This window comes from Salinicoccus albus DSM 19776, from assembly GCF_000385175.1.
Lineage (GTDB): Bacteria > Bacillota > Bacilli > Staphylococcales > Salinicoccaceae > Salinicoccus > Salinicoccus albus.
The window spans coordinates 79,485-86,737 of record NZ_ARQJ01000023.1; the positions used below are offsets into that span (position 1 = coordinate 79,485).

9 protein-coding genes are annotated in these 7,253 nt (G+C 38.3%); 5 read left to right on the top strand and 4 right to left on the bottom strand.

From position 1 onward, the window contains the following. Window positions 1-26: 26 nt before the first annotated feature. Window positions 27-566, bottom strand: a complete 540-nt coding sequence (gene ssuE, locus G343_RS0104485; protein WP_020006920.1) for an NADPH-dependent FMN reductase — start codon at window positions 564-566, stop codon at window positions 27-29. Between the two features lie 250 nt (window positions 567-816). Between ssuE and G343_RS0104490 the strand changes: the two genes are divergently transcribed. The 3 genes from G343_RS0104490 (at window position 817) to G343_RS0104500 (ending at window position 2,048) form a co-directional block, all read left to right on the top strand. After that, window positions 817-1,317: a ferritin gene (locus G343_RS0104490; protein WP_020006921.1), complete on the top strand. Its 501-nt coding sequence runs from the start codon at window positions 817-819 to the stop codon at window positions 1,315-1,317. 100 nt (window positions 1,318-1,417) lie between these two features. Next, window positions 1,418-1,609 (top strand): hypothetical protein, encoded by a 192-nt coding sequence (locus G343_RS0104495; protein WP_020006922.1) that lies wholly within the window; start codon window positions 1,418-1,420, stop codon window positions 1,607-1,609. Between the two features lie 232 nt (window positions 1,610-1,841). After that, on the top strand, window positions 1,842-2,048 hold the full coding sequence (locus G343_RS0104500) for a hypothetical protein (RefSeq protein ID WP_020006923.1): 207 nt from the start codon (window positions 1,842-1,844) through the stop codon (window positions 2,046-2,048). A gap of 140 nt (window positions 2,049-2,188) precedes the next feature. Here G343_RS0104500 and mqo read toward each other — a convergent pair whose 3' ends face one another. The 3 genes from mqo to G343_RS0104515 all read right to left on the bottom strand — a co-directional run bounded on the left by mqo (window position 2,189) and on the right by G343_RS0104515 (window position 5,047). Beyond that, window positions 2,189-3,694: a malate dehydrogenase (quinone) gene (gene mqo / locus G343_RS0104505; RefSeq protein ID WP_020006924.1), complete on the bottom strand. Its 1,506-nt coding sequence runs from the start codon at window positions 3,692-3,694 to the stop codon at window positions 2,189-2,191. Window positions 3,695-3,976: 282 nt separating this feature from the next. Beyond that, entirely contained in the window at window positions 3,977-4,306 is a 330-nt protein-coding gene (locus tag G343_RS0104510) for a hypothetical protein (protein ID WP_020006925.1), read from the bottom strand. A gap of 72 nt (window positions 4,307-4,378) precedes the next feature. Beyond that, complete coding sequence (locus G343_RS0104515) at window positions 4,379-5,047, bottom strand: HAD family hydrolase (protein ID WP_020006926.1); 669 nt, start codon at window positions 5,045-5,047, stop codon at window positions 4,379-4,381. Window positions 5,048-5,218: 171 nt separating this feature from the next. On the opposite strand from G343_RS0104515, the gene G343_RS0104520 reads away from it, so the two are divergent. Next, window positions 5,219-5,659, top strand: coding sequence for a YtoQ family protein (locus G343_RS0104520; protein ID WP_020006927.1), 441 nt, complete (start codon window positions 5,219-5,221; stop codon window positions 5,657-5,659). A 488-nt stretch (window positions 5,660-6,147) separates the two neighbouring features. Then, window positions 6,148-6,807: a VOC family protein gene (locus G343_RS0104525; RefSeq protein ID WP_020006928.1), complete on the top strand. Its 660-nt coding sequence runs from the start codon at window positions 6,148-6,150 to the stop codon at window positions 6,805-6,807. The last annotated feature ends 446 nt before the right edge of the window (window positions 6,808-7,253 follow it).

Sequence of the window (7,253 nt, forward strand, 5' to 3'; positions counted from 1 at the left end):
TATCGGATATGCGCCTCTTAATTGTTTCACGAGAAACTTTTTCCTGTGTTTATTTGTTCAACAAGATATTCCAGCTGCTTTTTTGTTCTGTTCACCAGGTCCTCATCCTGAATAGGGAAGGCGGCCATTTTATCCACCTGACTGTCCAAATAATAGATGCCTTTAAGCGGCTTGCCTTTAAGTGTAGATAAAAGAGGTTTCAAGGCATATTCCAATGCCAGCAGGTGTGAGATGCTGGCACCTGTCATTATCGGGAGTACAGGAGTGTTATCCAATACGTCCTGAGGCAGTATATCAAATAAGCATTTGAGAACACCTGAGTAGGCTGCTTTATAAACAGGTGAACCGACAACGACAGCATCGGCTGCCGTTAATTTCTCTGTTATTTCATTTAATTTAGAACTTCTGAAGTTTCCGGACATTAACTCTTCTGCAGGAACTTCTCTGACGGATACACATTCAACTGAAATTCCTTTCCCTTCCAGGATACTGCCTATATAATCTAATATGCTTTGAGATCTGGAAACTTCAACGGGGCTCCCGGATACAATAACTATGTCTGACATGGAACTATCCTTTCCTTACTGTTTTATTATTTCTCTGTTTAGTGTACTGTTCTCTTTAAATTCACACTGGCATCTATCCTGCCGTCTTCAATTATTTATTTTTTATCATCATAGCTTTTGTTTAATATCCTATTATAAAACTATGGATTATAAAAGTAAATGATTTATACATCGATATGTCGAAAAAAATGATATACTTGATTAAAATAGGGTATAATGAGATAAGCATATTTTATAAGGAGGGATTGTAATGTTATCAGAAAAACTGACTGAAGCACTTAACAATCAGATGAATAATGAATTTGCAGCCGCACATGAATATATGGCGATGGCCGCTTACTGTGAATATAAAAGCTATGATGGTTTTGCAAATTTCTATATCCAGCAGGCGAAAGAAGAACGGGTACACGGCATGAAGCTTTATGACTATTTGAATGATCGTGGTGTACATGCACAATTTAAGGAAATCCCTGCACCAGACAATAAATTCAATTCCATTCTGGACACATTTAAAGCAGGACTCAAACAGGAAAAAGATGTAACCAGATCATTTTATGAAATCTCTGATATTGCAAATGGGGAGAAAGAGTATGCAACCCTTTCTTTTATCAGATGGTTTCTCGATGAACAGGTAGAGGAAGAGGCTGTTTTTGAAAAACATATCGATTATATTGAGCGGATTAAAGATGATAATAACGCACTGTTCATATACGAACGGGAATTGTTAAAACGGAATTTCAACGAGGAATAACACCAAAATAACGCTGGCAATATTGCCAGCGTTATTTTGGTACTTTATTGATCTATATTTTCTCCTATAATGATACAGTCTATGTCGATGGAGGTTGCCAATGAATAACATGAATATATTCTTTATATTGTTTTCGATTATACCGATACTTATACTGGCAATCGCTTTTATAATTACAGACAACGTACTGACCGCTGTTATTGCATTTCTAATAACCGAATTGATATTTGCATTGATCTTCTACAAAAAGGTCCAAGATCAAAAAAGAAAAGATGATTATCCGGGAAATTAATCTGCACTCGGCATTTGCATCAAGAAATTATAATCGGTACTCAAGCTAATTTGCATTGCAAAATAGCTTTTTTTGTTTTCTATAATGTATAACAAAGCAGGGGTAACATGAGTAAAAGAACCCAACTTTTAAAGTGGATTATGAAGGCATGTATATTAAAAATCATTAATTATGAGTGATCTGAAAAACTGCTGCAGACTTGGATTGGATTCAGTCAGTGAAGGCACCAGGTATGTCTGAGAAAGACCTGGTAAAAGAAAACAACAGACTGAGGGAGAAACTGAATCCGCATAACACAAAGATATACGACAAGATTCTGATTTATATCCGTACAAGCTGCAAGACGGAATCTAATGAACCGGTATCATTGGGCGTTATTCTTCTAATCATTGGTTTTACACTTCTTTTCAATCCTTGCGATAATGCATATTGTTATTAAATTTAACAACATACGGCAATACAAAAAGCAGACCCGGCAATACTCAAAAATTGGACCAGGGTCTGCTTTTTAGTAATTTTGGAGCTACTTGTCTATACCACCATTATAACGCTTTAAACATATCGGAAATTTAGAATTATTCAGCCTGAAAGTGCGCCTTCTTCATGTGATGTCAGCCCAAGTTTTTCCGCAATCTTTTCATCCAGTTCTTTAAACAGTTCAGGATTATCAGATAAAGACTGACCATAGGAAGGGATCATTTCTCTGATCTTATCTTCCCATTCCGGAAATTCATCAAAACACCGGCTCAGCACATCGAGAATGATGTCCACTGAGACCGAAGCACCCGGCGAGGCGCCGAGCAGAGCTGAGATGGAGCCATCCTGTGCTGTAATCACTTCAGTACCAAACTGAAGCGTCCCTTTACCGTTTTCCTCCGTGTCCTTGATCACCTGGACACGCTGGCCGGCGACAACAGTATCCCAATCCGCTATATTGGCCGTCGGTATAAACGCCCTTAAATCTGCTTCTCTGGATTCGTCTGATTGGAGCACCTGCTGGATCAGATATTTCGTCAGACCCATTTCCTTTGTGCCGGCAGACAGCATAGTAAAGACATTATACGGCTTAACGGAGCCCAACAGATCAAGGTAGGAACCCGTTTTCAGGAATTTTGGTGAGAACCCTGCGAAAGGACCGAACAACAGTGATCTTTTACCATCGATGTACCGTGTGTCCAGATGGGGGACCGACATCGGTGGTGCACCTACTTTTGCTTTGCCGTATACTTTCGCATTATGCTTTTCTACAACTTCAGGATCCTGGCAGGCCAGGAAAACGCCGCTGACAGGGAAACCGCCGATATTTTTGGATTCCTGGATCCCCGTTTTCTGTAATAATGGCAGACTGCCGCCCCCTGCACCGATAAATACAAACGGCGTCGTATGATATTCATTTTTATCATTCTGCAAATCCTTTACTTTCAGCTGCCAATTTCCTCCTTCAGTCCGTCTGATATCTTCCACTGCGTGCTCATAATGCACTTCAACACCTTTTTCTTCCAAAAGAGCAATCAGTTTTCTGGTCAGATTACCGAAGTCAATATCAGTCCCTGTGTCAATTTTCGATGCTGCCACAGGTTCAGTTTGCCCCCGTCCTTCCATCATTAATGGCATCCACTGTTTTAATGTTTCGACATCATCTGAAAATTCCATACCATCAAATAGAGGGTTTGCCGTCAGCGCATCGACACGTTTTCTTAGAAAATTTACATTCTGACTGCCTTCCACAAAGCTGAGATGAGGGACGGACATGATAAAATCACTGGGTTTTTCAATCATGCCTTGCTCCACAAGATGTGCCCAAAATTGTTTGGATATCTGGAATTGTTCATTAATTTTTACAGCTTTGGTAATATCTACTGAGCCATCAGCCTGTTCCGGGGTGTAATTCAACTCGCACAATGCCGAGTGACCGGTGCCCGCGTTATTCCAGGCATCAGAACTTTCCTGGGCGGATTTATCCAGCTTTTCAAAAATTTTAATGTTCCATTCCGGTTTCAATTCTTTTAATATGGTTGCCAGCGTCGCACTCATGATGCCGCCGCCGATTAGAATCACATCTGTTCTATCCATTCCACTGTTCATAATACTCACATTGCTCCCTTGCTCTATCAAAATATTAGAAGCTGCTGCTAGTTATCCTATTAATGAATATCTCAGAGAACTTCTTTATCAATTAATCATTATAATTTATTATACCCCTTTTTTCACGGAGTTAAAAGGATTATTGATAATATGTGATATACCATTATATGAATATGCCACACTATTTATGTAACAATATCTTCCATATGAAGTTCATTTCATTTGATAAGTTAAAATCAAAAAACCGGGCACATCATTATGATTTGACCCGGTTTGAAAAATCTATTGTACTTTTTGATTTACATAATCTACGAACTCTTGTGCATCACCATCAGTAATCTCAATCATAGCCACTTTACCCATGCCTTCCGGGAACTCGATGAACATCGCATCTTTGTCAATAATAGCCTGCACAATATCCTGATAGCTGAAAACACGCTTATAAGGTTCACCATTCATATCTACATTCATGATCATTCTTTCATTAGTCGTAATATAGGCACCTTTAAAATGTGTTTGTTCGCCAACTTTATACAAAATTGTTCCTTCAACCGCCGGTCCGAGTTTCTCGGTGGGGTACAGTTCGTTTTCATCAATGTCTATCAGACTCATAATTCCATCCTCCATCTTATATACATTATTTATAATTCTATCATTCACATTATATCAAGACCATCAAACTGTTTAATCTACCGTATGAATCCTCCAGTCCTTAGCAGAAGCTACATTGAATAGTTCAGAATCGGGTTTAACGGCCACAGGTTTACCGACAAGCTCCAGCATTTTCAGGTCTGTAATACTGTCACTGTATGCGTAGCTGCCACTCCAGTCCACTTCTTCCTCTTTAAAATGGTTTTTGATGATTTCGACTTTGCGGTCGGCAAAGATCCTTTCAAAAGGGGACTCCACATCCAAACTATCTCCTTTGAAATTCACCTGGGAACCAATGATACAATCAATATTCAGACCTTTGAATATCGATTCAAGCAATGGCACAAATGCACCTGAAACGAGCATAATGTAATAGTGATCGGCCTGCAGCTGCTTAATCCTGTTGATCAGTGAGAGTCTCAGATCACCTGTCATATCTTTTGCCACGTCAGAGAAGAATTGTTCGATCTCACTGCGGGAATTATCTTTGAATGATTTTAGATAATATTCCAGTGCTTTTTGCTGCATCTTTGCCTTTTTTACTATTTTAATTTTATATCCAAAATAATACGGAGCAAAATATCTGACAAATTTTTTATAGTTTTCCTTATACTTCGGGTGCGTTTTTAACTGCTCCAACAGGATATTAAAAGTTTCGTATGGGTACAGGGTTCCATCGAAATCAAACAATGCTACTTTCATTAAAGATATTCCTTTCTCCTCATAATTACATTACAGCAGGTCAACAAATTCCATGACTAGTTTACCATATTCTATAATTTACCGGCATATTACACGACCTAAACAATTTATTGGGCATCCCTTCTTTTTTTGTATATGATAAAAGTAATATATAAAGGAGGCTTGTTACTGATGGAACTCACAGTGTATCTGGCAGGACAGATTCATGATGACTGGCGCGATGAGGCAGCGAAGACAGCGGAGGAAAAAGAGCTCCCTTTAAAGTTTGTCGGGCCGCAGACGGACCATGATCTTTCAGATAATATAGGTGAAAACATCCTGGGAGAACAACCAGGGAATTACTACAAGGATGATGCAGCTTCGGATATCAATAACTTCAGAACACAAGTCCTGATGCAAAAATCTGATATCGTCATTGCGCTGTTCGGGGATAAATATAAACAATGGAACACAGCTATGGATGCCTCAAGCGCCGTTCAGCTGCAAAAACCGCTGATCATCATCAGACCGGAAGAACTTATCCATCCGCTCAAAGAGCTTTCCAACAAGGCGAATGTGACGGTCTCAACCGTCGAACAGGCAATGGAAATCATAGAATATATTTATAAATAATGTCACCTTATCCTATCCTTTGTACGATGGAGTGCTTAAAAACAGAGCTTGGCCAGGCTGCTGAGCTCTGCTTTTTTATTGGACGCTACATCCCACTTTAATCGCAATCTTCGACCGCATGCGGTATCTGCACAATTTCCCGGTGCCCAAGTATTCACTCAATATTCCCGCTGAACCTGACCTGAATAGTCCTGTCACTTAGAATTTGTTGAAAATATCCTCAGGATAATAGGTCGTGGTTCTGCAGTTACATTTGAAACAATGGTTTGCTTTCGGATACAGTAACAACTAATGAAGACACAACCTGGGCTGTAGATTTCAATCAAATCAACCCAGCCACATTCCATTTTATGTAAATAGAGCTGAAACTGGAAATCTGCGCGCTTCTCAAATAGCTAACCCCGTGTCATGATTCACCTAAAAATAAGCAAAGATCTTTTAATTCACTAAATTGTCAATATATCTTTAATAGACAAAGGAGTATTCAAATGATTACAGAAGCAACTATTTTTGTTTCAAACTATGAAGAAACACTTGAATTTTATAAAAATCTTTTCAAAAATATCATTACTGAAACATCGTCTCAACAATTTCAAATCAATGTACAGTGGAACACATTAAAAATATTAGAAGAGGAAAGGGATGAAAAACCTTATTATCATTTTTGTTTTTTGATTCCAAAATCCCATTTTAAACAGGCAAAAGAATACGTTTCTAAAATCGTTCCTTTAAATACTAAAGATGGGGAAGATGAAATTTCATTCATGGAAGAAATACAATCTTTTTATTTTTATGATCCCAGTGAGAATATTGTAGAATTTATGGGAAAAGACTCAGTTGATGATCCAGTAAATGATATCTTTGCACCTGAAGAAGTGCTTGCCTTGAACGAGATGAGTCTGGTAACAAATAATTTAGAAAAAACTGCAACGAAACTTCATGATAAAGGCATTATAGAAAAAGAACCGAGTGAATTTAAAGCAAGCGGATTAATATTTGTTTCAAGTGACAACACAACTGTATTATTGTCTGCGACAGAGAGGACTTGGCTGTTCTCAGATAAATATGCAAAAGTGTTTCCACAAGAAATAAATATAGATGGTAAAAAAATCGTTGTAACTCAAGATAAAAAAATACAAATCTCGTAATTAAGTAAAGCGGAAAATAATTGTAGCTATATAAGTTGAACAAAAGCTTCTAAATTACAATCGTATACAAAGACGATCGATATATCTGGTTTGAGCATTTTCGCATCACTTATAAACGCTCTAACCTTCAGAGGGATCTTTTACTGCGATATTATATTCATCCATCGTTCTACCTTGCTTTGCTTCATCTGCTTTACTATACGAATCGAGTAGGGTAAGATAGCCTTACCCTCTCACACCACCGGACGTACGGTTCCGTATACGGCGGTTCAATTCACGTTGTTAACTATTAATAGTATTATAATATTCTAGACAGTTAACTAGCCCGGCTTGGGCTAGTTTTTCTTTTGATATAGCTCTTTTAAGACACGTTTTCGTAGCGACCCAAATATATCTGTCACCGCAATATGCGGTCAGTCTGGCTAAATCCTTTCCTATGCCGAGCT